Genomic DNA, 24,820 nt, shown 5'->3' with positions numbered 1-24,820 from the left:
GCGGCGCCATGGCAAAGAATCTCAATTTGAACCTGATGGCGGCCCAGCTGGCCGACCAGTTCCGCAACCTCGGCGACCGCCACCCGGGCCAATGGCCGGTCGCGCCGCGCGTGCTGTGCAGCATCGGCGTGATGGCGGTGGTGGTCGGCCTGGGTTATTTCTTCTACTGGCAGTCGCAGTTCGAGGAGCAGGACGCCGGTGCCCAGGCGGAACTGAAACTGCGCGACGAATACAAGATCAAGACCGCGCAGGCGGTCAACCTGGAGGCGCTGCGGGCGCAGAAAGTCCAGGTCGACCAGTATGTCGACCGCCTGCAGAAGCAGCTGCCGAGCAAGGCCGAGATGGCCGCGCTGCTGACCGACATCAACCAGGCCGGTTCCGGCCGCGGCCTGCAGTTCGAGCTGTTCAAGCCGGCGCAGGTGGTGGTCAAGGATTACTACGCCGAACTGCCGATCGACATCCGCGTCACCGGCAGCTACCACGACATCGGCGCCTTCGCCGGCGACATGGCCAACCTGCCGCGCATCGTCACGCTCAACAACATGACCTTGAACACCGGCAAGGACGGCGTACTGACCCTGGAGGCGGTGGCCAAGACCTTCCGCTACCTGGATCCGGAAGAGGTCAGCGCCCAGCGCAAGGCCGCTGCCGACAAGAAGAAGGCGGCGAAAAAATCATGAAGATCCTGATCCCGCCCATGGCGCCGTTGTTGCCGCTTCTATTACCGCTTCTGCTGCTGTCCGGCTGCGGCGACAGCGACGTGCAGGAAGTGCGCACCTGGATGAAGCAGGTCGACTCGCAGGCCAAGGTGGCGGTGCCGCCACTGGCCGAGCCGAAGACCTTCATCCCCTTCGCCTACGTGCCGAACGACGCGGTCGACCCCTTCAACCCGAACAAGCTGCTGGCCGAGCTGGCCAAGGCCTCGGCCAAGGGCGGCAGCGGCATCCGGCCCGACATGGACCGGCGCAAGGAACTGCTGGAGAGCTATCCGCTCGACACCATCAAGATGGTCGGCACCATGCAGCAGCGCGGCGTGTTCTACGCGGTGCTGCAGATCGACCGCTCGGTGCACCATGTGGTCGTGGGCCAGCACATAGGCCAGAATTTCGGCCTCATCACCAGCATCGGCGATGACGCTGTCAGCATCAAGGAAATCGTACAGGATGCGACCGGCGACTGGGTCGAACGCATGTCGAAGTTGGAACTGCAGGAAAGCAAGGAGAACACCAAATGACCGCTCACAACATGCCCCGGCGCGCACTGGCGGCCGCCACCCGGGCGCCTGCGCGGGCCTTGACGTGCGCCTTGATGGCGCTGGCGCTGGCCAGCCAGCTGGCCGGCACCGCCCACGCTCAAACAGCCGCCGCCACGCCCGCTGCGGCCGGCAACGCCATCGAATCGATCAGCGCCAACCAGCAGGGCGCCAACGTCATCGTCAAGATCGCGCTGAAGAACGCGCCGGACAAGCTGCCGATCGGCTTCGCCATCACCAATCCGCCGCGCATCGCGCTGGACTTCGGCGCCACCTCCAACGGCACCGGCAAGAGCGCGCAAGACCTGGCGCTGGGCGACCTGCGCAGCGTCAACGTGGTGCAGGCCGGCGAGCGCTCGCGCCTGGTGTTCAACCTGAAGCGCAGCCTGAACTATGCCACCGCCATCGACGGCAACTCGGTGATCCTGACCATCGACGGTTCCGGCGGCCTGGCCACGGCGGTCGACTCGCGCGGCCTGCCGGTCGCCGCCGCAACGTCGGCGCCGGCCGGCCGTCAACTGCTGCGCGACATGGATTTCCGCCGCGGCGCCAACGGCGAAGGCCGGGTCGTGGTCGACCTGCCCAACAGCCAGGTGGCGGTCGACGTGCGCCAGACGCCGAACGGCGTGGTGGTCGACTTCCTCAAGACGGGCGTGCCGGAGAGCCTGCGCCGCCGGCTCGACGTGGGCGACTTCGGCACCCCGGTGTCGCTGGTCACCACCGTGCCGCAGGGCGACAACACGCGCATGACGATCGAGGCGCGCGGCCTGTGGGAACAGACCGTCTACCAGAGCGACACCCAGCTGGTGATCGACGTCAAGCCGATCAAGGAAGACCCGAACAAGCTGACCCAGGGCACCCAGGGCTACCGCGGCGAGAAGCTGTCGTTCAATTTCCAGAACGTCGAAGTGCGGGCGGCGCTGCAGGCGATCGCCGACATTTCCGGACTGAACATCATCACCAGCGACAGCGTCAGCGGCAACCTGACCTTGCGCCTGAAGGAAGTGCCGTGGGACCAGGCGCTGGACGTGGTGCTGCAGGCCAAGGGCCTGGACATGCGCAAGAACGGCTCGGTGCTGTGGATCGCGCCGAAAGAGGAATTGCTGACCAAGGAAAAGCTGGAGCTGGAGCAGCGCGCCCAGATCGCCGACCTTGAACCGCTGAAGTCCGAGATCTTCCAGCTGAACTACCAGAAGGCCGACGCCTTCAAGACCGTGTTCGGCCTCGAGGGCGGCGGCGCCGACGGCAAGAACCGCATCCTGTCCAAGCGCGGCAGCGCCATCATCGAACCGCGCACCAACCAGCTGTTTGTCACCGACATCCCGTCCAAGCTTGACGATATCCGCAAGCTGATCGCCAAGACCGACATCGCCTCCAAGCAGGTGCTGATCGAGGCGCGCATCGTCGAGGCCAGCGACACCTTCACCCGCAACCTCGGCGCCAAGCTGGGCTTTGCCGACATGCGCACGATACGCGGCGGCGACGCCGGCTACCAGATCGGCAACGGCAACACCCGCATCGGCATCGGCGGCAACCTGACCGGCGTCGGCGAAGCCACCGGCCAGGTCAAGGTCACCGACAACAGCTACAACAACACCCAGTTCATCAACCTGCCGGCGGCATCGATCAACGGCGCCAACGCCGGCAGCCTGGCGGTCAGCCTGTTCTCGTCGGCCGCCAACCGCTTCCTGAACCTGGAACTGTCGGCGCTGGAAGCGGACGGCACCGGCAAGATCATCTCCAGCCCGCGCGTGATCACGGCCGACAAGGCCATCGCGCTGATCGAGCAGGGCATCGAACTGCCCTACCAGGTGGCCACCAGCAGCGGCGCCACCTCGATCGTGTTCCGCAAGGCCAACCTGCGGCTGGAAGTGACGCCGCAGATCACGCCGGACGGCAACGTCGTCATCGACGTCGACGTCAACAAGGACAGCGTCGGCCAGGAAACCCGGGCCGGTTTCGCCATCGACACCAAACACGTCAAGACCCAGGTCATGGTGGAGAACGGCGGCACCGTGGTGCTGGGCGGGATCTACCAGCAGACCGAGCGCAACACCACCGACAAGGTGCCGCTGCTGGGCGACGTGCCGGTGCTGGGCTACCTGTTCCGCAGCAACAGCCGCACCAACGACAAGACAGAATTGCTGGTCTTTATCACGCCGAAGATCGTCGCCGATCGGCTGTCGACGCGCTAAGCAACTGAATCGCAGGTAACTCTATGACCACTATGGAAAGAAGCACCATGAAAAAAATTACCGGATGGCTGGCCGCGCTGGCCTGTTCCAGCCTGCTGGCCGCTTGCGGCGGCGGCGGCGGATCGCCTGGCACCAACAGCAACGGGGTGACGCCTTCCAAGGTCGCCACCGTGGTGCTGACGTCCAGCGCCGCCACCATCGCCTCGTCGGGTCTGGACGGGACCGAGGTGACGCTGACGGCCATCGTCAAGGACAGCGGCGGCAACGCACTGGCCAACGAGACCGTGAGCTTCAACGCCAGCTCGGGCACCGTCAGCAGCACCAACCGTGTGACCGACAGTTCCGGCAAGGTGGTTGAAAAACTCAGCGTCAAGGGCGACACCTCGCTGCGCACCATCACCCTCAGCGCCAGTGTCGGCAGCGTCAAATCGACCGACATCAAGATCGACGTGATCAACGCCGTGCCGACGCTGTCGCTGACCACCGACTCGGGCACGCTGGCCTCGGCCGGCACGGCCGGCAACGAAGTCAACGTGGTGGCGCTGGTGCGCGACTCCAACAACACCGTGATGCCGGGCGTGACCGTCGACCTGAAGGTCGATTCGGGCAGCCTGTCGCTGACCAATCGGGTCTCCAACGCCCAAGGCCTGGTGACAGAGAAACTGGGCACCGGCGGCGATTCGACCTCGCGCGCGATCAAGATCACCGCCACCGTTCCCGGTGCCACGCCGGTCACCACCGTCGTCAACGTCGCCGGCAACAAGCTGACCATCAACGCCCAGCCGACCATCAACGTGGGTGCCAGCGCCGACGTCACCGTCAAGCTGGTCGATTCTGCCGGCAATGCCTTGGCCGGCAAGCCAGTGGTGTATGGTTCCAACGCCAACTCGCTGACCGTCAAGGGCGGCGGCTCGGCCGTCACCAATTCGGCCGGCCAGCTGGTGCTGACCTATGCCGCCAGCGGCGGCACGGCCGACGTGATCACCGTCAAGGCGGCCGGCGAAACCACCACGGCCGGCATCGCGATCAATTCCTCGACCTTCGGTGTCAAGGTGCTCGATGCCGGTGGCAACGTCATCACCTCGGCGTTCATCGGCGGCTGCCAGCAGGTCGCCGTGACCGGTGGCCCGAGCGGCAACGTCACCATCAGCAGCTCGCGCGGTGTGGTCTACGCCAATTCGGCTTGTACCTCGCAGCTGGTCGGCACGCTGCCGCTGGCAAGCGGCGCCGCCACCGCGTATGTCAACGCCAGCGGTCCGGGCGTGGCCACCATTACGGCCACCGCCAGCAGCCTGACCACGCAGACCGACCTGGAATTCATCGCGCCGCTGACCGGCATCGCCACCATCAGCGTGCAAGCCGATCCAGCAGTTATAGGAGTCAACACGTCCGGCAGCACCACGCAGCAGACCACCTTGCGCGCTGTGGTGCGCGACGGCACCGCGCAGAACAACGTGGTCAAGAACGCGCAGGTAGCGTTCTCCATCGCGACCGACCCGAGCGGCGGCACGCTGACCCAGCCTGCATTGGTGATCACTGGCGCCGATGGCGCCGCCACGGTCAGCTTCATCGCCGGCACCAATCCGTCGGCCAAGGATGGCGTGCAGATTCGGGCCAGCATCATTGGCGGTTCCGGCGCCAGCGCGGTGGCCAGCCTGACGGTGGCGCAGAAATCGCTGTTCATCAGCGCGGGCACCGGCAATACGGTGTCCGTGCCATCCAGCGCGCTGTACCAGCTCGACTACGCCGTTGTGGTGACCGACGCCGCCGGCAACGCCGTGCCCAGCGTCAAACTGACCGCTTCAGTGCTGCCGACCTCGTACTACAAGGGCGTCATGCAGTACACGGTGCCGTTGGGGCCATGGTCGCCTGTGCGCAGCGCCCAGTGCGCCAATGAGGATGGCAACCATGACGGTATCCTCGACAGCGGCGAGGATACCAACGGCAACGGCGTGCTCGATCCCGGCATACCGGTCTCGGTCACCACCAACGTCACCACCGATGCCCAAGGGCGGGCCGTGGTCTCGCTGGTGTATCCGAAGGACCGCGCCTATTGGCTCGATGTCAACCTGACGGTACGAGGCCAGGCCAGCGGCACCGAGCCAGGCTACGTCGGTCTGGTACACTTGCCGGGTTTGTCGGCCGATTATGCGATCCAGGCCATATCGCCGCCAGGCATCACCAGCCCCTATGGGACCTCAACCTCATGTACTACCCCGAATTAACCCGGATTTTTCATGCCTAATGTGTTTCTAGTCGGCCTGATGGGGGCAGGAAAAACCACCATCGGCCGCATCCTGGCCCGCAAGCTGGGATTGCGTTTCATCGATTCAGACCACGAGATCGAAGCCCGCACCGGCGCCTCGATCCCGTGGATCTTCGAAATTGAAGGGGAGCAGAGTTTCCGCCGGCGCGAGGCGGACGTCATCCGCGAGCTGACCGGGCAGCAGGACCTGGTGCTGGCCACCGGCGGCGGCGCCATCCTCAACGCCGACAGCCGCGCCTTCCTCAAGTCGCGCGGCACCGTGATTTACCTGCGCGCCACCGTCCACAGCATCCTGCAGCGCACCGCGCACGACAAGAACCGGCCGCTGCTGCAAACGGCCGATCCGCGCAAAAAACTCGAAGAATTGATGGCCGTGCGTGATCCTTTGTACATGGAAATTGCCGATGTAGTAATCGATACCGGCCGACCTAACGTACAATCGATGGTCCAAACCATTTTGACCCAGCTGGAAACGAGGGCCTGCGAGGCCTCGCCCAACTGCGTCACACAAGCCGAACCATCGATGAACGAAGAATCCACCATCCTGTTAAATGTCGAGCTGGGCGAGCGCAGCTATCCCATCTCCATCGGCCCCGCGCTGCTCAACGACGGCGCGCTGCTGGCGCGTCACGTCAACGGCGGCAAGGTCGCCATCATCACCAACACCACCATCGCGCCGCTGTACCTGGCGCGCGTCGAGGCGGGCCTGCGCGGCGCCGGCAAGGACGTGATGTCCATCGTGCTGCCGGACGGCGAAGAGTTCAAGAACTGGTCCAGCCTGATGCAGATCTTCGACACGCTGCTGGCCAACAAGGCCGACCGCAAGACCACGCTGATCGCGCTGGGCGGCGGCGTCATCGGCGACCTGACCGGCTACGCGGCCGCCAGCTACATGCGCGGCATCGATTTCATCCAGGTGCCGACCACCCTGCTGTCGCAGGTCGATTCCTCGGTGGGCGGCAAGACCGGCATCAACCACCCGCTGGGCAAGAACATGATAGGCGCGTTCTACCAGCCGCGCGCGGTGATCGCCGATACGTCGACCCTGGAAACCCTGCCGGCGCGCGAGCTGTCGGCCGGCCTGGCCGAGGTGATCAAGCACGGCGCCATCATCGACGCCGCCTTCTTCGACTGGATCGAAGCCAACATGGCCAGGCTGATGGCGCGCGACAAGGGCGCGCTGGCCTACGCCATCGCCCGCTCCTGCGAGATCAAGGCCGACGTGGTGCGCCAGGACGAGCGCGAAGGCGGGCTGCGCGCCATCCTGAACTTCGGCCACACCTTCGGCCACGCGATCGAGAACGGCCTGGGCTACGGCGCCTGGCTGCACGGCGAAGCCGTCGGCTGCGGCATGGTGATGGCGGCCGACCTGTCCCATCGCATGGGCCTGGTCGACGCAGCCACCGTGGCGCGCATGCGCGCGCTGGTGGCGGCGGCCGGCCTGCCGGTCAAGGCGCCGGACCTGGGCGCCGAGCGCTGGCTGGAGCTGATGGAAGTCGACAAGAAGAACGAGGGCGGCGCCATCAAGTTCATCCTGCTCAAGCCGCTGGGCGCGCCCAGCATCACCAACGCGCCGCGGGAACTGCTGCTGGCCACGCTGGCAGCCTGCGTTTGATCGGATCCCCCGCCATGCTGCCCGACGAATTCCTCGCCCCTTACGCGGCCCATTCGGCGGGCGGAGCGGGGCGCCGCTTTCCTGAAACGGCGCACGCCTCGCGCAGCCAGTTCCAGCGCGACCGCGACCGCATCATCCATTCGTCGGCCTTCCGCCGGCTGGAATACAAGACCCAGGTGTTCCTCAACCACGAAGGCGACCTGTTCCGCACCCGGCTGACGCACAGCCTGGAGGTCGCGCAGGTCGGCCGTTCGCTGGCGCGCAACCTGCGGCTGAACGAGGACCTGGTGGAAGCCATTTCGCTGGCGCACGACCTGGGCCATACGCCGTTCGGCCACGTGGGCCAGGACGTGCTGAACGAATGCATGAAGGACCATGGCGGCTTCGAGCACAACCTGCAAAGCCTGCGGGTGGTGGACGAGCTGGAAGAGCATTACGGCGCGTACGACGGCCTGAACCTGATGTTCGAAACCCGCGAGGGCATCCTCAAGCACTGCTCGCTGAACAATGCGCGCCTGCTGGGGCCGGTCGCCCAGCGCTTCATCGACCGCACGCAGCCGTCGCTGGAGGCGCAGCTGACCAATCTGGCCGACGAGATCGCCTACAACAGCCACGACATCGACGACGGCCTGCGCTCCGGCCTGATCACCATCGAGCAGCTGGAGCAGGTGGAATTCTTTGCCCGGCTGTGGCACGACGTGCAGCAGACGTTCCCGGGCCTGTCCGGCCGCCGCGCGATCTACGAAACCCTGCGCCGCCTGATCACCGCGCTGGCGGACGACCTGATCGTCACCTCCAGCGCCTTGCTGGCCGACGCCGCGCCGAAGAGCATAGACGAGGTGCGCGCGGCGCCGCCGCTGATACGCTTTTCCGATGCCATGCGCAAGGATGCGACCGAGCTCAAGCGCTTCCTGCGCGAGAACCTGTACCGCCATTACAAGGTCAACCGCATGCGCGTGAAAGCCAGCCGCATCGTGCGCGAGCTGTACGGCGCCTTCATGGCCGAGCCGGTGCTGCTGCCGCCGGACTACCAGGACAAGTCGGGCGACGTCGGCAAGCAGGCGCGCAAGATCGCCGACTACATCGCCGGCATGACCGACCGCTACGCCATCCGCGAACACCGCCGCCTGTTCTCGCTCGACGAACTTTGAGCTGTTAAAACATCCTCTGCTGCGCGGCCTTGCTGTCGCCCACCAATTCCAACAGCAGTTTCTTGATCGGCGCCGGCAGCGGGGCGTCGGCGATGCGAGCGGCGTCGTACCAGACGTGGCCAGACTCGGCGGCCATCGCCAGCCGCCGCGCCAGGGTCACACGGTAGGGCGCGATGTGCAGCTTGTAATGCGTGAACACATGCGTCACCGTCGACAGCCGCTCATGCGACTCCATCTCGCCGAACTTGCCCACCGCTGACATCAGCGCATCGTCATCGGCCGCCGGCACGTCGTCGTCCTCGGCCAGCAAGTGGCCGTCCAGTTCCGGCAGCGACAGCAAGCCGCCCCAGATGCCGCTTGGCGGACGCTGTTCCAGCAGCACCTGGCCGCCGTCGATAATCGCCAGCATCACCGCATGTTTTTCCGGGCTGCTTTTCTTCGGCTTGCGCACCGGCAGGTCCTTGGTGCGGTTGCTGGCGTAGGCCACGCAGCGCGGCTGCATCGGGCAGCGTTCGCACGACGGGCTGCTGCGCGTGCACAGGGTGGCGCCCATGTCCATCAGGCCCTGCGTGTACGATTCGATGCCTTGCTCCGGCAACAGCGCCTCGGCGCGGCGCCACATCATTTCCTCGGTCTTGCGCTCGCCGGGATAGCTGTCGATGCCGAACACACGGGCAAACACGCGCTTGACGTTGCCGTCCATGATGGCCGCCCGCGTGCCGCTGGAAAACGCCGAGATTGCCGCCGCCGTCGAGCGGCCTATGCCGGGCAACTCCGCCAGCAGGGCCGGATCGGACGGGAACACGCCGCCGTATTCGGCCACCACGCGCTGCGCGCACTTGTGCAGGTTGCGCGCCCGCGTGTAGTAGCCCAGGCCGCTCCACTGCGCCATCACATCCTCGACCGGCGCCGCCGCCAAGTCGCGCAAGGTGGGGAAGCGCTCCAGGAAGCGCGCGTAATAGCCCAGCACCGCCGACACCTGCGTCTGCTGCAGCATGATTTCCGACAGCCAGATCAGATACGCGTCGCGCGTGTTTTGCCAGGGCAGCACATGGCGTCCATGCACTTTTTGCCAGCCGATCAGATCCGCCGAAAAGCTGGGATCCGCAAAATTCTCCACTGCTACAACCTTCATTCTTTTCCTAGATTAAGCCGCGGCGTCCAGCGCCACGAATTCCGCATTGATGGCGATGCTGATATTGCCCGCCAATTCATTGAGCCGCGCCTTCTGCGCGTCCAGCTCCTGCTGGCTGCTTTCAAACGCGTCGATTTTCTGCTCCAGGCTGTCGGTCGCATCGTGGATGCGCTGGATCGACGCCAGCCTATGCTTCAACTGGTCCTTGTGCTGGCGGATCTGCGCCTCCAGCGGCGCCATGATCACCTTCAGCCACGCCTCGGCGTCGTTGTTGGCCGACTTGAAGCAGCCGCGTACGCGCGAGGCGATGGTGTCGAAAAACTTCTCCATCAGCACCACCCGGCTGGTGGTCAGCAGGGTCGCCGTGCCGAACTGCTTGTAATAGATCGCCTCGATGGCGACGATCTCCTCGCGGTAGCGCTCCAGCGAAAACGGCATCGGCAGCGCCAGCGTCAGCCCGTGCTCGTTGGAGAAGCGGCGGTACATCACGCCCATCATCTCGGCGATCTCCACGGTCTTGCTCTCGGCCGCGTCGAGGTTGGCGCGGATGCGCTCGAAGTAGTTGCGCACGGCCTCGCGCACGCCGGTGAAGAAGCGGCTGCGCTGCATTTCCTCGCGCACCTGGTCGATGTCGTCGCGCACGATGTCCATGCCCATGCTGGTGTACAGCTCGGTGGACAGGCGCGTGAACACGGCGCGCGTGGCCTGCAGCTTGAACAGGCTGGCGTCGAATTCCTTTTTCTCGACGTCGATGCGGCGCATCATGTGCGCGATCACGCTCTGGTTTTTGCCGCGCAAGCTCTTCAGCTCGTGCAATTGGTCGACGATGCCGCGCGCGCGCGCGTTGACCAGGCCCAGCTGAGCCGCGCTGAGCGCCTGCAGTTCCTCGCTCAGCTGCTTGCGGACGATTTCCTTCTTGGCCGGGATCAGCTCGTTGAACAGCGCGCTTTCCAGCGTCTGCAGGCGGCTGCGCTCGAGCAGCGCGCGGTCCTGCGTGATCTTGGCCACCAGCGCCTTTTGCGCCGACACGGGAAACACCTGGCGCGGCTCCAGCGCCAGCACGTGGGCGACGTTGGCCTGCTGGCGCTCGATCTCGACGTTGACCTCGGCTTCGCTGCGCAACTCGTCCCACATGCTGTCGATCTTGTTCAGCACCACCAGGCGGCCGGCGCCGGCGCCGATGTGGTTGCGCCAGACTTCGATGTCGCTCTTGGTCACGCCGGTGTCGGCCGCCAGGATGAACAGCACCGCGTGCGCGTTGGGAATCAGGTTCAGCGTCAGCTCGGGCTCGGTGCCGATGGCGTTCAGGCCCGGCGTGTCGAGGATCACCAGCCCCTGCTTCAACAGCGGGTGCGGGAAGTTGATCAGCGCGTGGCGCCACAGCGAAATCTCGACCATGCCCTGGTCGTCCAGGGTGACCGGCATGTCGGGATCGTCCTCGTCGTACAGGCCGTAGCGCTTGGCTTCCTCGACCGGCACGTGGCGCGTCATGCTGACCTGCTTGAACACTTCGTGCATCTGGTCGGCGGCGTCCAGGTTCAGCGGCAGCACGGTCCAGGCGGCCGGCTGGTCGCGGTAGTCGCTGGTGGACAGGTGGTCGGCGCGGGTCTCGATCGGCAGCAGGCGTATCGACGGCGCCATGCTGGGATCGTACATCAGCTCGGTCGGGCACATGGTGGTGCGGCCGGCGGCGGACGGCAGGATGCGCTGGCCGTAGTCGGCAAAGAAGATGGCGTTGATCAGCTCGGATTTGCCGCGCGAGAATTCGGCGACAAACGCCACCGACAACTTGTCGTCGGCCAGCCGCGCCAGCGTGCGCATGATGCGCTGGTCGGTGGCGGCATCGGTCAGGGACGCCTCGGCCACCCAGGATTGATAATTTTTTAACGCGGTGACGACACCTTGCCGCCACGCGCTGTATTGCTCGAAATCCCTGACCATCATGTCTGCCCTTATTTTTGGCAATTCACACAGTAGAACGTGGACCGCTGCCCCTGCTTGATCTGCCGTATCGGCGCCGCGCACACCTTGCAGGGCACGCCAGCACGATCATAGACGAAATAAGTCTGCTGGAAATACCCGGATTGCCCGTTGACGCTAATAAAATCGCGCAAGGTGCTGCCGCCCTGGACAATGGCCTCGGCCAGGATCTCGCGCACCGCCTGCGCCAGCTTTTCATAGCGCGCCAGGCTGATGCGCCTGGCCGGCGTCTTCGGATTGATGCCGGCGCGGAACAGGCTTTCCGAAGCATAAATATTGCCTACGCCGACAACGATATCGCCGGCCAGCAGCACCAGCTTGACGGCCGCGCTGCGCTGGCGCGTCTGATCGTACAGCAATTTGCCGGAGAAGCCCGGTTCCAGAGGTTCCACGCCCAGCCCGCGCAGCAGCACGTGATGCTCCAGCAAGCCGTCGGCGTCGTCGTGCCACAGCACGGCGCCGAAGCGGCGCGGATCCTTCATGCGCAGCACCTGCAAGCCCTTGGGAGCCTGCACGACGAGATCAAAATGATCATGTTTTTCCGGCTCGATGCCGCTGTCCATCACCCTCAGGTGGCCCGACATGCCGAGGTGGACGATCAGCGTGCCGTGCTCGAAATGTATCAGCAAGTATTTGCCGCGGCGCCCGGTCCGCAGCACCTGCCGTCCGGCCAGCAGCTGCCGCAGCTGCGGCGGAAACGGCCAGCGCAGGCCGTCGCGGCGCATCACCACCGTCTCCACGGTACGGCCTTCGATATGGGGCGCGACGCCGCGGCGCGTCACTTCAACTTCTGGTAATTCTGGCATCTGAGAGGCAGGCAGTCGAAATTATGAGATGGCACAGTCTGGCTGAGGCGGAATATTTGGTTACACTAGTCAAAAGACGCAATCGATGTGATGGGCGTAAAATCCGACTGACGCTGTACCTTTTGCCGACTTGCCAGGATCTTCCCTTGAAAAACGCTTTCGCCATTGTAACCCTCTCTGCCTTGCTGTCGGCGTGCGCCGTGGCGCCGCAAAAACAGGCCGAGTCCGCCGCGACACCCGGCCAGGCCCCTGCGGCCGCGCCGGACAGCGCCGCGCCGGCCGAGGATGGCGTTGCCGCCGCCCCGGCGCCTGCCGAGGAAGCGCTGCCCAACACCGAATTGACCGGCGATCTGCTGTTCCGCATCACCAAGGCCGAACTGGAATTCAAGCAGGGCAAATGGCAGGGTTCCTACATCACCATGATGGCGCTGGCGCAGCAGACCCGCGACCCGCGCCTGGCGCGCCGCGCCGCCGAAATGGCGCTGGCCGCCAAGCAGGGCGGGGAAGCGCTGGCGGCGATCCGCCTGTGGCGCAGCCTGGCGCCGGATTCGGACGAGGCCACCCAATACTTCCTCGGCTTCGCCGTCGTCAACGACGACCTCAGCGAAGCGGAGCAGATTTTTACCGACCGCCTGAAGGCCGCGCCGGTGGCTGGCCGTCCGCTGGCGATGTTCCAGATGCAGCAATTCCTGCTGCGCGCCAAGGACAAGCCGGCCGCGTTCGCGCTCGAACAGCGCGTGCTGGCACCCTACGGCGACACGCTGGAAAGCCATCTGATCCTGGCGCAGGGCGCGTTTGCGCTGGGCGACAACGAGCGCGCCCGCACCGAGGCGGAAAAGGCGCTGGCCATCAAGCCCGATTCGGAACTGGCGATCCTGACCACGGCGCAGGTGTCCGGCGACATCGACAGCGCGATGAAGACGCTGTCCGCCTTCCTGGAAAAATATCCGAACTCGCGCGAGGTGCGCGCCGCCTACGCCCGCATCCTGGTCGACGCCAAGCAGTACGATCCGGCCCGCAAGGAATTCCTGACCCTGCTGAAAGACCAGCCGGACAACCTGGCCACCTTGTACGCGCTGGGCGTGATGGCGATGCAGACCAACGATGTGCCGTCGGCCGAGAAATACTTCACGCAATTCGTCAACGTGCTGGCCGACCATCCCGGCGATGAGCGCGATCCGTCCAAGGTGCTGATGATACTGTCGCAGATCGCCGAGCAGCGCGGTGACCTGGACGCGGCCTACAACTGGCTGGAGCGCGTCGACGGCAGCGATGAAAAGATCTTCCTGGCCGCGCGCATGAAGATGGCGTCGCTGACCGCGCGCAAGGGCAATGTCGACGAGGCCCGCAAGCAGCTGGCCGAGCTGAAGCCGTCCGAGCCGGCCGACCAGGCGCAGGTGTTCCAGGCCGACGCCCAGATCCTGCGCGACGCCGGCGACAACCGTGCCGCCTACACCGTGCTGGAAAACGCCGTCAAGCGCTACCCGGACAATCCCGACCTGCTGTACGACTTCGCGCTGATCGCCGAGAAACTGGGCCAGCTGGAACTGATGGAAAAAGCGCTGCGCCAGGTGATGATCGCCGCGCCCGACAACCAGCACGCCTACAACGCGCTGGGCTACTCGCTGGCCGAGCGCAACGAGCGCCTGCCGGAAGCCTACGCCTTGATCGACAAGGCGATGAAGATGGCGCCGGGCGATCCCTTCATCATGGACAGCATGGGCTGGGTGCAGTACCGCATGGGCAACCTGAGCGAGGCGGAAGCCTTGCTGCGCCGCGCCTACGCGCTGCGCAGCGATCCGGAAATCGCCGTGCACCTGGGTGAGGTGCTGTTCGTCAAAGGCGACAAGAACGGCGCGCAGCAGATGTGGCAGGAAGCCCAGAGCAAGGACCCGAAAAACGACGCGCTGAAAAGCACGCTGGCGCGCCTCAACCAAAGCCTATGATACGACCATCCTCTCTGATATTCGCCGCCGCGTTGGGCGCACTGGCCGGCTGCGCCACCACCTCCGCGCCGCGCTCCGGCGCCGCAGTCGCGCCGTACCGCGACAGCATCGACCTGGCGGGCCGCATCGCCATCAACTACAGCCGGGACGGCAAGCGTGAATCGCTGAGCGGCAAGTTCACCTGGCGGCAAAGCAAGGCCAATACCGACGTCAGCCTGATCTCGCCGACCGGCCAGACAGTGGCCGTCATCAACGTCACGCCGTCGTCGGCCACCTTGAAGCAAAGCGGCAAGGAGGCGCGCACCGCGCCCGACCTCGACAGCCTGACCACGCAGACGCTGGGCTGGACCTTGCCCGTATCGGGCCTGCGCGACTGGCTGCAAGGCTACGCCACCGCCGTGGACGGCAAGCGCTTCGTCGCCACGCCGGCCAACGACAGCGTCGTCACGCGCGACGGCTGGAAGCTCGACTACGTGTCATGGCAGGATGACGCAGCGGCCGTCCCGCAGCCGAAGCGCATCGACGTCACGCGCATCGCGCTGGGCCAGCAGGTCGATGAGATGGCGATCCGCATCGTCATCGATCCGGTCGCACAGTAAAATGCCGGCATGACTGAACTGAAAAACTGCCCGGCTCCGGCCAAGCTCAACCTGTTCCTGCACGTGAACGGCCGCCGCGCCGACGGCTACCACCTGCTGCAGACCGTATTCCAGCTGATCGACCACGGCGACACGCTGCATTTCACGCTGCGCGACGACACGGCCCTGCGCCGCGTGACCGACCTGCCGGGCGTGCCGGAAGAGAGCGACCTGATCATCCGCGCCGCCAGGCTGCTGCAGGCCGAGGTGCTGCGCCGCCAGGGCGCCTTGCCGCGCGGCGTGGACATCGCCATCGACAAGATCCTGCCCATGGGCGGCGGCCTGGGCGGCGGTTCGTCCGACGCGGCCACCACGCTGATGGCCTTGAACAAGCTGTGGAACGCCGGCCTGGACCGGCAGGAACTGATGGCGCTGGGCCTGCCGCTGGGCGCCGACATCCCGTTCTTCATCTTTGGCGAAACCGCCTTTGCCGAAGGGGTGGGGGAGGCCATGCGGCCGGTTCAGGCGCCGGATTGTTGGTATGTCGTCATCGAACCGGGCGTGGCGGTGCCGACCGCGGCAATTTTTTGCTCGGAATATTTGACAAGGGATACTCCCCCCGTCATAATAACGGACTTTTCCAGCCACCTCGAAAATCGAAACGGATTGACAGGGTTTGGAAAGAATGACTTGCAGCAGGTAGCAACCAGGTTGTTCCCGCCGGTGGCAGAGGCGATAGAATGGCTGGGGGCTTACGGTGATGCCAGGATGACTGGCTCCGGTGCTTGCGTGTTTAGTGCGGTGGCAACCGAGGCTGAAGCGGATGCGGTGCTTGAAAAAGTGCCGGCAAAGTGGAAAGCGTGGAAGGCCAAAGCGCTGGAACGCCACCCGATCATCGCGGCGCTGTAGGGCATAAAAAGGCACAAAAAAATTTGGCTTAGCGTGAAAATGGCTGTAAAATACCGGCCAGTAACGACAAGCAGTCAGTTGCGTAGGGGAATCGCCAAGCTGGTTAAGGCACTGGATTTTGATTCCAGCATACCAAGGTTCGAATCCTTGTTCCCCTGCCATTCGTTTGTATCTGGATCCGTCGAGGCGCAAGTCTCCGGCCAGGTAAAGCAAAGATGGCTCCGCCCAGAGCGAGTCATTCTACTAAGATACTACTAGTACAGCGCCACGCGGCTTTCGCTGGCGATCCTTCAAAAATTTCTACGACTATCTCTGGGACTCCCATGGCTTACGAAAACCTGATGGTTTTTACCGGCAACGCTAATCCTGCGTTGGCAGAAGGAGTCGCAAAAAATCTCGGCATCCCTCTCGGCAAGGCAAACGTCTCGAAATTCTCGGACGGCGAAGTGATGGTCGAAATTAACGAAAACGTCCGCGGCAAAGACGTCTTCGTCCTGCAATCGACTTGCGCACCAACCAACGACAGCCTGATGGAACTGATCCTGATGGTCGATGCGCTGAAGCGCGCGTCCGCTGGCCGTATCACCGCTGCGATTCCTTACTTTGGCTATGCCCGCCAAGACCGCCGTCCGCGTTCGGCGCGCGTCGCGATCTCGGCCAAGGTGGTGGCCAATATGCTGGAAAAAGCCGGCGTCGAGCGCGTCCTGATCATGGATCTGCACGCGGACCAGATCCAGGGCTTCTTCGATATCCCGGTTGACAATATTTACGCTTCGCCAATTCTGCTGGGCGACCTGCAGAAGAAGAACTACCAGGACCTGCTGGTGGTGTCGCCGGACGTCGGCGGCGTGGTCCGCGCGCGCGCGCTGGCAAAACGCCTGGGCTGCGACCTGGCCATCATCGACAAGCGTCGTCCGAAGGCCAACGTGTCCGAAGTGATGAACATCATCGGTGAAGTCGAAGGCCGCAATTGCGTGATCATGGACGACATGGTCGACACCGCAGGCACGCTGGTCAAGGCGGCCGAAGTGCTGAAAGAGCGCGGCGCACAGAAAGTGATCGCGTATTGCACGCACCCTGTGCTGTCCGGCCCGGCGATCGAGCGCATCACCAATTCGTCGCTGGACGAGCTGGTCGTGACCGACACCATTCCGTTGTCCGACGCGGCCAAGGCTTGCGGCAAGATCCGCCAGCTGACCTGCGCGCCGCTGCTGGCCGAGACGTTCAAACGCATCATCAAGGGCGACTCGGTGATCTCCCTGTTTATCGACTGAGATAAACGGTTTAGCCAGTTTTTGAGGCGGCGCGACAAGCAAAAACGCTTGTCGCGCCGTTGTACTTCCCGGTTTCATGAGCGCAGTCAGCTCATTTTCGAGGCACCCTGGTCGCGGGGGCCTCATAACACGGGGCGCGAGCCCTGTTATTTTTGGAGTATCACATGAAAGTTGTTGCATTCAAACGCGAATTGCAAGGTTCCGGAGCGAGCCGCCGCCTGCGCAATTCGGGCCAAACCCCAGGCATCATCTACGGCGGTACCGAAGCGCCAGTGACCATCTCGCTGGATCACAACGCGCTGTACCACGCGCTGAAAAAAGAAGCCTTCCACTCGTCGATCCTGGATCTGGAAATCGACGGCAAGACCCAGCAAGTGCTGCTGCGCGACTTCCAAGTCCACGCATACAAGCAACTGGTTCTGCACGCTGACTTCCAGCGCGTTGACGCTTCGAAAAAAGTGCACATGAAAGTGGCTCTGCACTTCGCTAACGCCGATGTGTCCCCGGCAGTCAAGCTGCACGGCGCCACCATCAGCCACGTAGCCAACGAAATCGAAGTTTCGTGCCTGCCGAAAGACCTGCCAGAGTTCATCACCGTTGACCTGTCGAACATCGACGTCGGCCACTCGCTGCACATCGGTGAACTGACCCTGCCAGCCGGCGTGACCGCAATCACCCACGGCGCCAACCTGACCATCGCTACCGCTTCGGTACCAGCTGGTCACGTGGCTGCTGAAGCTGCTGCAACCGAAGCTGCTCCTGCAGCTGAAGCCAAGCCAGCCGCCAAAGCCAAGAAGTAATCACTGACACCGCCCTCGGGCGGTTGATGCAAGAAGCCCGCCGGCCATGCCTGGCGGGCTTTTTTACCATAAGCACACCATGCCCATACGTCTCATCGTCGGCCTAGGCAACCCAGGCCCCGAATACGAACAAACCCGCCACAACGCCGGCTTCTGGCTGGTGGACAATCTCGCCAACGACGTCGGCGCGCGCCTGCAGCGCGAGACCAAGTACAACGCGCTGATGGCCCGGGCCTCCGTCGCCGGCCAGGAAGTGTATCTGCTGGAGCCGCAGACGTATATGAACCGCTCCGGCCAGTCGGTCGGCGGGCTGTGCCGCTTCTTCAAGATCGCGCCGGACGAGGTGCTGGTCGTGCACGACGAACTGGACCTGATGCCCGGCACCGTGCGCCTGAAGAAGGGCGGCTCGTCCGGCGGCCACAACGGCCTGAAGGACATCACCGCCGCGCTCGGCACGCAGGACTACTGGCGGCTGCGGCTCGGCATCGGCCACCCGCGCACGCTCAGCCTGCAGCAGCAGGTGGCGGACTTCGTGCTGCACCGTCCGCGCCGCGAAGACCAGGAGCTGATCGAGCAGGCGATAGCCAAGTCGCTGCTGGTGATGCCGCAGATCGTCGAAGGCAAGTTCGACGCCGCCACGATGAAGTTGCATACGGCCTGAAGCGCCAGTGGTATGCTGGAGCCATCCCCACTCCAGCCCAAGGACCATCGATGAAGCTCCTCCCGATCGCCGCGTTGCTGCTGGCGCAAGCGGCCCAGGCGCAGCAAGGCGCCGCCGTCTCCAGCCAGATCAATGGCATGTATCCCCAGCTCGACGCGATCTACAAGGACTTGCACGCGCATCCCGAGATCGCCTTCCAGGAACAGCGCACGGCCGCCAGGCTGGCCGCCGAGATGCGCGCGATCGGCTTCGAGGTGACCGAGAAGGTCGGCAAGACCGGCATCGTCGCCATCTACAAGAACGGCGCCGGCCCGACGGTGCTGGTGCGTACCGAGATGGACGGCCTGCCGATGGAGGAAAAGTCCGGCTTCGCGTATTCCAGCAAGGCGCACGCGCTGCTGGACGGCAAGGACACGATGGTGGCCCACAGCTGCGGCCACGACGTCCACATGACCGCCTGGCTGGGCGCCGCGCGCGCGCTGGTGGCGATGAAGGCGCAATGGAAGGGCACCCTGATGTTCATCGGCCAGCCGGCCGAGGAGACCGTCAGCGGGGCCAAGGCCATGCTGGCCGACGGCCTGTTCAAGCGCTTCGGCAAGCCGGACTACGCGTTCGCGCTGCACAGCTGGCCGCTGGCCTACGGCACCATCGGCTACAACAGCGGCGCGGTGTCGTCGAACTCGGACGCGATAGAAATCACCTTCAAGGGCCGCGGCGGCCACGGCTCGGCGCCGGACAAGGCGCTGGACCCGATCGCCATCGCCGCGCGCTTCGTGGTGGAGGTGCAGACGGTGGTCAGCCGCGAGAAGGATCCGAAGGAGTTCGGCGTGGTGACGATAGGCGCGATCAACGGCGGCACGGTCGGCAACATCATCCCGGACACGGTGCGCGTGCGCGGCACGATACGCTCGTACAGCCCGGAGGTACGGGCCAAGCTGCTGGCCGGCGTGCGCCGCATCGCCAACGCCTCGGCCGCGATGGCCGACGCGCCGGCGCCGGACGTGGAGCTGATCAGCGGTGGCGCCGCGATTGAAAACAGCGACGCGCTGGTCACCCGCACCGAAGGCGTGCTGAAACAAGCCTTCGGCGACGCCAACGTCGCCCGCATGCCGGCGATGACGGCCAGCGAGGACTTCTCGCAATTCGTCAACGAGGGCGTGCCGGGGATGTTCTTCTTCACCGGCGTCTACGATCCGAAGGCGGTGGCCGAGGCGGCCAGGCCGGGCGGCAAGCCGCTTGCCTTCAACCATTCGCCGTACTACGCGCCGGTGCCCGAACCGTCGATCAAGACCGCCGCCCAGGCGATGACCTTGGCGGTCTTGAACGTGCTGCCCAAATAAATCCGGGGTCAGATCCGAAAATTGGACACGGCCTCTGCCGCAGCGGCCGCTACGGCAGAGGCCGTGTCCAATTTTCGGATCTGACCCCGGGTTTTTATTTGCTGGCGGCGATCCAGCGGTCGACGCGGGCTTCCAGGATAGGCAGCGGCAAGGTGCCGTCGCCGATCACCACTTCGTGGAATTTCTGGTAGCTGAACTTATCGCCCAGCGCCTGCTGCGCGCGGGCCCGCAGTTCCAGGATCTTCAACGAGCCGATCTTGTAGCTCAGCGCCTGCGCCGGCCATACCATGTAGCGCTCGATCTGGTTTTTGGCGCGCGCTTCCGGCCAGCCCAGCGTGTCGGCCAGGTAGGCGATCGCCTGCTCGCGGCTCCAACCCTTGGCGTGCATGCCGGTGTCGACCACCAGCCGCGCGGCGCGCAGCATTTCCGCGTTCAGGTGGCCGTAGTAGGCCACCGGATCTTCATACAAGCCCATCTCGCGGCCCAGCGTTTCCGAGTACAGCGCCCAGCCTTCGGTGTAGGCCGCGCTGTTCGGGTTCTCGGTGCTGAACTTGCGGAAGTCCGGCAAGTCCAGCTCTTTCAGCAGCGCCGCATGCAGGTGGTGGCCCGGCACGCCTTCGTGCAGGAACAGGCTGACCATGTCGACCCGGCTGTATTTTTTCGGATCGTTCACCACCGGCCAGAACACGCCCGGATGCGAGCCGTCCGCCGCCGACGGCGTGTAGTGGTCGGACGCGGTGGCGCGCGTCAGTTCCGGTTCCAGGTGCAGCTCCAGCTTGGCTTTCGGGATCAGACTGAAATAGGTCGGCAGCTTGGTCTGCACCTGCGCGTAGATGTCGCGGTAGGCTTGCAGCACCTGTTCGTCGCTGGTGAAGATCCTGAACTTGTCCTGCGCGCCTACCCATTGCGGCAGCTGCTTTTCCGGGCCCTCGTAGCCCAGCTTGGGACCGAGCGCGGCCAGCTGCTGCTGGATGCGCGCCACTTCCTTCAGGCCCAGCTCATGCACCGCGTCCGGCGTCAGCGGCAGGTTGGTGCTGTCCTTGATGCGGGCCGCGTACCAGGCGGCGCCGTTCGGCAGCGCGCTCCAGCCGGTGCTGGCGCGGCTGGCCGGCAGATACTCGTTTTCCAGGAAGCTGACCAGGCGGTTCAGCGCCGGCGCGATCTTGCCGTCGACCGTCTTCAGGTAGGCGGCGGTCAGCTTCTGCTGGTCGGCGGCCGAGAAGCCGGCCGGGAAGCGCGTCACCGGCGAATAGTAGACGCTGGCTTCCGGCGTCGCGCTGCGCAGGTTCTGGAACTGCGGCAGCATCGCCACCGTGATCGCCTTCGGCTGCACCACGCCGGCGCGCATGCCTTCCCTCATGTTGGCGATGGCCTGGTCGATCCAGCCCGGCAACTGGTTCAGCCGGCTCAGGTAGGCCTGGTACTGCTTGACCGTGCCCAGCGGCTGCGAACCGGTGCCGTCGGCATAGTTTGCCAGCGTGGTGATCACGTTGTCGAAATGATTCAGCGGCAGCAGATGCTCGGGGAAGGACTCCAGCTGCATCGCGTTGTTGAGCTCGTAGGACAGCAGGTCGTAGGTCAGCTGGTCCTGGCTGCCCAGCTGGTCGCGGCGCACCGCCATCAGCTGCTTCTGCATGCCGCGGTACAGCGCGAACTGGGCCGCCCGCACCTTGGGCGAAATGCTCAGGCCGATCTGGTCGTCGTAGCGGCTGTCGCCGTTGGCGGTGGCGAACAGCAGCGGATCGAACTTGCAGCGCGCGGTGTGGAAGGCCGCCGCCAGCCTGGCCAGTTGCTTCTGCGCCGCGCCGGCCCGCACCTGCGCGTTGGCCGTGGCCGCCAGCGCCGGCGGCGCCATGCCGGCCCCCATCAGTAACGTCGCAATCAGGGTGGCGGTGGTCAGCGCGGCGCGCGGGCGGCGGGAGTGGGGCATACGTTGTCCTCGATGGGTAGTGGATAGCGCCCAGCAGTCTAGCATCTCTGGCGCTGGACGCAACAGGGGCGGACGCCTTGCCGGCCGTCCGCCCCCCGTATCCATCATGGATTACTGCGCTACATCAACCTTGCTTGGCCTTGCGGCGGCGCGCGGCGAAGCCGGTCAGGCCCAGCCCGGCCAGCAGCATGGCGTAGGTCTCCGGTTCCGGAACGGCTTGCGCCAGGCCGTCCATCGCGTAGATTTGAGCGGTGGTTTTATTGTAGGTTGGATTGGCCAGGATGTTCTGGTTCAAGTTCCAGCCCATGGCGTCAAACGCGGCCAGGTCGTTCTGGGTCACCGAACCGCCGGCACAGGCGGCGATGGTTGGATCCATGATGCCGACCGAGCGGGTGCTCAGGAAGCATTTGCCACCCAGGTCCAGCACGGCCTTGTTGTCGGCCCAGTGCGAAGTCTGGTTGCCGTCGCCGTTGTAGGCACCGGTCGAGAAGAACGCCGCTTCCTGGTTGTTGTCCGGCAGGTTGAACACGCTGGCGCCGCCGTCGATCGAGAAGAACGCGGTCTTGTTGGCGCCCCAGTTCAGGTAGCGGGTGCCGTTGGCTTCCACGCCGGAACCATAGCGGAACAGGTCGAGCGTGCTGCCGATGGCGAACTCGTCGATATTGGTGGTGCCGAAGGCGCCGGCGTTAAAGAGCGAAGCGTATGGGCCTTTGCCGCCCAGCAGATCGAATGTGTCGGAGCCGCTGACGAAGCCCAGCGCGTGGCCGATTTCATGCACGGCAACGGCGGTGAAGTCGTATTTGCCAGTGGCGATGCCGTCGGTCGGGTTGTAGTCGAAGGCGAAGTTGGAACTGAAGGTGATGCTGGCATCGGCGTGATGGGCCGCATAACTGCCGGTGTAAGTGGCGTTCATGCCCATGGCTTTCAGCACAGAGGTGTTGACGTCCAGGTACTGGTTGATACCGTTGCTGCCGTTCGAGATACGGCTGTTCAGCGTGGTGTCGATGCCGCTTTGGGCTGCTGCGTCCTTGTAGGCGTTGACGCGCATGGCCAAGTCGGTGCCGTTGGCCAGTGTCGGCAGGTGGGCCACGGCGGACGCGTCGAGCGCGCTGTTGCCGGTGGTCTGCAGGCCATGATAGACGTTGGCGACCGACACCACGTTCGAGTTGCTGCCGGTGCTGCCGAGGATGCCGGCGCCCAGTGCGGCGAAGCTAATGTCGATATTGATCGTGGCGTTGTTGGTCAGCGTCTGGTTCCAGTAGTTGGCAGCTTTCTGGAAGGCGAACAGCGCCTGCACGCCCTGCGGGCTGGACGAGAAGCTGCCGGTGCTGTCGATCAGGACAATATTGGCAGACATCGCTGGCACGGCCATCGCCGCGGCAACTGCCGTGGCACCCAGTTTAAGGACTAAGGACTTTTTCAATTTATTTCTCTCCCTATGAGCGGTATTTCTCTGTACCCGTGCTCTTGTAGGCCGGGTCGATTTTGTTTGGGTTGGGATCGGCCACCCCGCCGTAGTCAGCAATTGACGTTCAGAAAGACTAGCATAAAGGTTAATTTTTGTTGTGTTAACATCACTTAGTTATTTGAAAAAAAATTAAAATTTACAACAGTCGAGCTTGCCTCAAATAATCTACCGCGATCCATCCCGGCGGCGGCGCGCCCGGTTTTTTTGAACAGAGGCGGCAGCAGGGGTACAATTGACCCTTGAACGCTGTTATTCAGCCCGAATATCCCGAAAACGCCCTCTCGCTGGCCGTTTTTCACGAGCCGCTCGCCGGCGCAATTGATAATTAAAGGTTTTTCATGAGTCTCCAATGCGGCATCGTCGGCCTGCCTAACGTCGGCAAGTCCACCCTCTTCAACGCCCTGACCAAGGCCGGCATTCCGGCCGAGAACTATCCGTTCTGCACCATCGAACCCAACGTCGGCGTGGTCGAAGTGCCGGATCCGCGCATGGGCGCGCTGGCCGAGATCGTCAAGCCTGAGCGCATGGTCAACGCCATCGTGGAATTCGTCGACATCGCCGGCCTGGTGGCGGGCGCGTCGCAGGGCGAGGGCCTGGGCAACCAGTTCCTGTCGCACATCCGCGAAACCGACGCCATCGTCAACGTGGTGCGCTGCTTCGAGGACGACAACGTGATCCACGTGGCCGGCAAGGTCAGCCCGCTGGACGACATCGAAGTGATCCAGACCGAGCTGGCTCTGGCCGACCTGGGCACCGTGGAAAAAGCCATCCACCGCGAAAACAAGAAAGCCCGCTCGGGCGACAAGGACGCCGCCAAGCTGCTGGCCATCATGGAGCGCATCGTGCCGCACCTGAACGAAGCCAAGCCGGTGCGCGCGATGGGCCTGGACGCCGACGAAATGGCGCTGATCAAGCCGCTGTGCCTGATCACCGCCAAGCCGGCCATGTATGTGGCCAACGTCTCCGACACCGGCTTCAAGGACAACCCGCTGCTGGACCAGCTGACCGCCTATGCCGCCACCCAGAACGCGCCCATCGTCGCCATCTGCGCCTCGATCGAGGCGGAAATCGCCGACCTGGACGACGCCGACAAGACCGCTTTCCTGACCGACATGGGCATGGAAGAGCCAGGCCTGGACCGCCTGATCCGCGCCGCCTACAAGCTGCTGGGCCTGCAGACCTACTTCACCGCCGGCGTCAAGGAAGTGCGCGCCTGGACCATCCACATCGGCGACACAGCGCCGCAGGCGGCCGGCGTGATCCACACCGACTTCGAACGCGGCTTCATCCGCGCGCAAACCATCGCCTACGACGACTACATCCAGTACAAGGGCGAGGCCGGCGCCAAGGAAGTGGGCAAGATGCGCGCCGAAGGCAAGGAATACGTGGTCAAGGATGGCGACGTGCTGAACTTCCTGTTCAACGTTTAAAGAGATCGCTCTCCCACAGGCCCCGCAGAGATGCGGGGTTTTTTTATCCGTGTCGTTTACTTTACTGATGGTAAGATGGTAAAT

Annotated in this window: 19 protein-coding genes and 1 tRNA gene; 15 read left to right on the top strand and 5 right to left on the bottom strand. The window is 64.4% G+C overall.

Annotated features, from left to right (window positions below; translation table 11 throughout):
• The first annotated feature begins 8 nt into the window (after positions 1 to 8).
• From ACCD07_RS24830 to ACCD07_RS24805, 6 genes are read left to right on the top strand one after another with little or no spacing between them, the layout of a single operon-like run.
• A complete protein-coding gene (locus tag ACCD07_RS24830; protein ID WP_176655281.1) occupies positions 9 to 680 on the top strand; it encodes a type 4a pilus biogenesis protein PilO in 672 nt (223 codons plus the stop codon).
• Positions 677 to 1,234 carry a pilus assembly protein PilP gene (locus ACCD07_RS24825; RefSeq protein WP_353405287.1) on the top strand — a complete coding sequence of 186 codons (558 nt, stop codon included), beginning with the start codon at positions 677 to 679 and terminating at the stop codon, positions 1,232 to 1,234. Before ACCD07_RS24830 ends, ACCD07_RS24825 begins: the two co-directional genes overlap by 4 nt.
• Complete coding sequence (pilQ, locus tag ACCD07_RS24820; RefSeq protein ID WP_413448890.1) at positions 1,231 to 3,447, top strand: type IV pilus secretin PilQ; 2,217 nt, start codon at positions 1,231 to 1,233, stop codon at positions 3,445 to 3,447. Before ACCD07_RS24825 ends, pilQ begins: the two co-directional genes overlap by 4 nt.
• A 47-nt stretch (positions 3,448 to 3,494) precedes the next feature.
• Positions 3,495 to 5,672 (top strand): beta strand repeat-containing protein, encoded by a 2,178-nt coding sequence (locus ACCD07_RS24815; protein WP_413448889.1) that lies wholly within the window; start codon positions 3,495 to 3,497, stop codon positions 5,670 to 5,672.
• A 12-nt stretch (positions 5,673 to 5,684) separates the two neighbouring features.
• Positions 5,685 to 7,328, top strand: coding sequence for a bifunctional shikimate kinase/3-dehydroquinate synthase AroKB (aroKB, locus tag ACCD07_RS24810; RefSeq protein ID WP_353405284.1), 1,644 nt, complete (start codon positions 5,685 to 5,687; stop codon positions 7,326 to 7,328).
• 14 nt (positions 7,329 to 7,342) lie between these two features.
• Complete coding sequence (locus ACCD07_RS24805) at positions 7,343 to 8,479, top strand: deoxyguanosinetriphosphate triphosphohydrolase (RefSeq protein WP_413448888.1); 1,137 nt, start codon at positions 7,343 to 7,345, stop codon at positions 8,477 to 8,479.
• Between the two features lie 4 nt (positions 8,480 to 8,483).
• On the opposite strand, the gene mutY is transcribed toward ACCD07_RS24805, so the two are convergent.
• Genes mutY through mutM form a run of 3 tightly spaced genes read right to left on the bottom strand, consistent with a single transcriptional unit; the run spans position 8,484 to position 12,400 of the window.
• A complete protein-coding gene (gene mutY, locus ACCD07_RS24800; protein WP_413448887.1) occupies positions 8,484 to 9,614 on the bottom strand; it encodes an A/G-specific adenine glycosylase in 1,131 nt (376 codons plus the stop codon).
• Positions 9,615 to 9,626: 12 nt separating this feature from the next.
• Positions 9,627 to 11,555 carry a dynamin family protein gene (locus ACCD07_RS24795; protein WP_413448894.1) on the bottom strand — a complete coding sequence of 643 codons (1,929 nt, stop codon included), beginning with the start codon at positions 11,553 to 11,555 and terminating at the stop codon, positions 9,627 to 9,629.
• 11 nt (positions 11,556 to 11,566) lie between these two features.
• Positions 11,567 to 12,400, bottom strand: a complete 834-nt coding sequence (mutM, locus tag ACCD07_RS24790; protein WP_413448886.1) for a bifunctional DNA-formamidopyrimidine glycosylase/DNA-(apurinic or apyrimidinic site) lyase — start codon at positions 12,398 to 12,400, stop codon at positions 11,567 to 11,569.
• 146 nt (positions 12,401 to 12,546) lie between these two features.
• On the opposite strand from mutM, the gene ACCD07_RS24785 reads away from it, so the two are divergent.
• The 8 genes from ACCD07_RS24785 (at position 12,547) to ACCD07_RS24750 (ending at position 19,908) form a co-directional block, all read left to right on the top strand.
• Positions 12,547 to 14,346, top strand: coding sequence for a tetratricopeptide repeat protein (locus ACCD07_RS24785; protein ID WP_413448885.1), 1,800 nt, complete (start codon positions 12,547 to 12,549; stop codon positions 14,344 to 14,346).
• Positions 14,343 to 14,945, top strand: a complete 603-nt coding sequence (locus tag ACCD07_RS24780; protein ID WP_413448884.1) for an outer membrane lipoprotein LolB — start codon at positions 14,343 to 14,345, stop codon at positions 14,943 to 14,945. Before ACCD07_RS24785 ends, ACCD07_RS24780 begins: the two co-directional genes overlap by 4 nt.
• 9 nt (positions 14,946 to 14,954) lie before the next feature.
• A complete protein-coding gene (gene ispE, locus ACCD07_RS24775) occupies positions 14,955 to 15,833 on the top strand; it encodes a 4-(cytidine 5'-diphospho)-2-C-methyl-D-erythritol kinase (protein ID WP_353405278.1) in 879 nt (292 codons plus the stop codon).
• An 84-nt stretch (positions 15,834 to 15,917) separates the two neighbouring features.
• Positions 15,918 to 15,994: transfer RNA gene (locus ACCD07_RS24770), tRNA-Gln, on the top strand.
• A 162-nt stretch (positions 15,995 to 16,156) separates the two neighbouring features.
• Entirely contained in the window at positions 16,157 to 17,107 is a 951-nt protein-coding gene (locus ACCD07_RS24765) for a ribose-phosphate pyrophosphokinase (protein WP_176655291.1), read from the top strand.
• A 164-nt stretch (positions 17,108 to 17,271) separates the two neighbouring features.
• Entirely contained in the window at positions 17,272 to 17,907 is a 636-nt protein-coding gene (locus tag ACCD07_RS24760; protein WP_176655292.1) for a 50S ribosomal protein L25/general stress protein Ctc, read from the top strand.
• A gap of 79 nt (positions 17,908 to 17,986) precedes the next feature.
• Entirely contained in the window at positions 17,987 to 18,568 is a 582-nt protein-coding gene (pth, locus tag ACCD07_RS24755; protein ID WP_176655293.1) for an aminoacyl-tRNA hydrolase, read from the top strand.
• A gap of 50 nt (positions 18,569 to 18,618) precedes the next feature.
• Positions 18,619 to 19,908 carry an amidohydrolase gene (locus tag ACCD07_RS24750; protein ID WP_176655294.1) on the top strand — a complete coding sequence of 430 codons (1,290 nt, stop codon included), beginning with the start codon at positions 18,619 to 18,621 and terminating at the stop codon, positions 19,906 to 19,908.
• Between the two features lie 94 nt (positions 19,909 to 20,002).
• Here the strand turns inward: ACCD07_RS24750 and ACCD07_RS24745 are convergent, their stop codons facing one another.
• Together ACCD07_RS24745 and ACCD07_RS24740 are read right to left on the bottom strand one after the other, a co-directional pair.
• Complete coding sequence (locus ACCD07_RS24745) at positions 20,003 to 21,838, bottom strand: DUF885 domain-containing protein (protein WP_176655295.1); 1,836 nt, start codon at positions 21,836 to 21,838, stop codon at positions 20,003 to 20,005.
• Positions 21,839 to 21,962: 124 nt separating this feature from the next.
• Complete coding sequence (locus ACCD07_RS24740; protein ID WP_413448883.1) at positions 21,963 to 23,195, bottom strand: NF038122 family metalloprotease; 1,233 nt, start codon at positions 23,193 to 23,195, stop codon at positions 21,963 to 21,965.
• A gap of 449 nt (positions 23,196 to 23,644) precedes the next feature.
• On the opposite strand from ACCD07_RS24740, the gene ychF reads away from it, so the two are divergent.
• Positions 23,645 to 24,736 (top strand): redox-regulated ATPase YchF, encoded by a 1,092-nt coding sequence (gene ychF / locus ACCD07_RS24735; protein WP_176655296.1) that lies wholly within the window; start codon positions 23,645 to 23,647, stop codon positions 24,734 to 24,736.
• Positions 24,737 to 24,820: the final 84 nt, after the last annotated feature.

Source organism: Duganella sp. Dugasp56 (assembly GCF_047304105.1).
Classification (GTDB): domain Bacteria; phylum Pseudomonadota; class Gammaproteobacteria; order Burkholderiales; family Burkholderiaceae_D; genus Rugamonas; species Rugamonas hordei.
The sequence above is the reverse complement of the archived record's forward strand: the minus strand, read 5'-3'. Positions and strand labels throughout refer to the sequence as shown.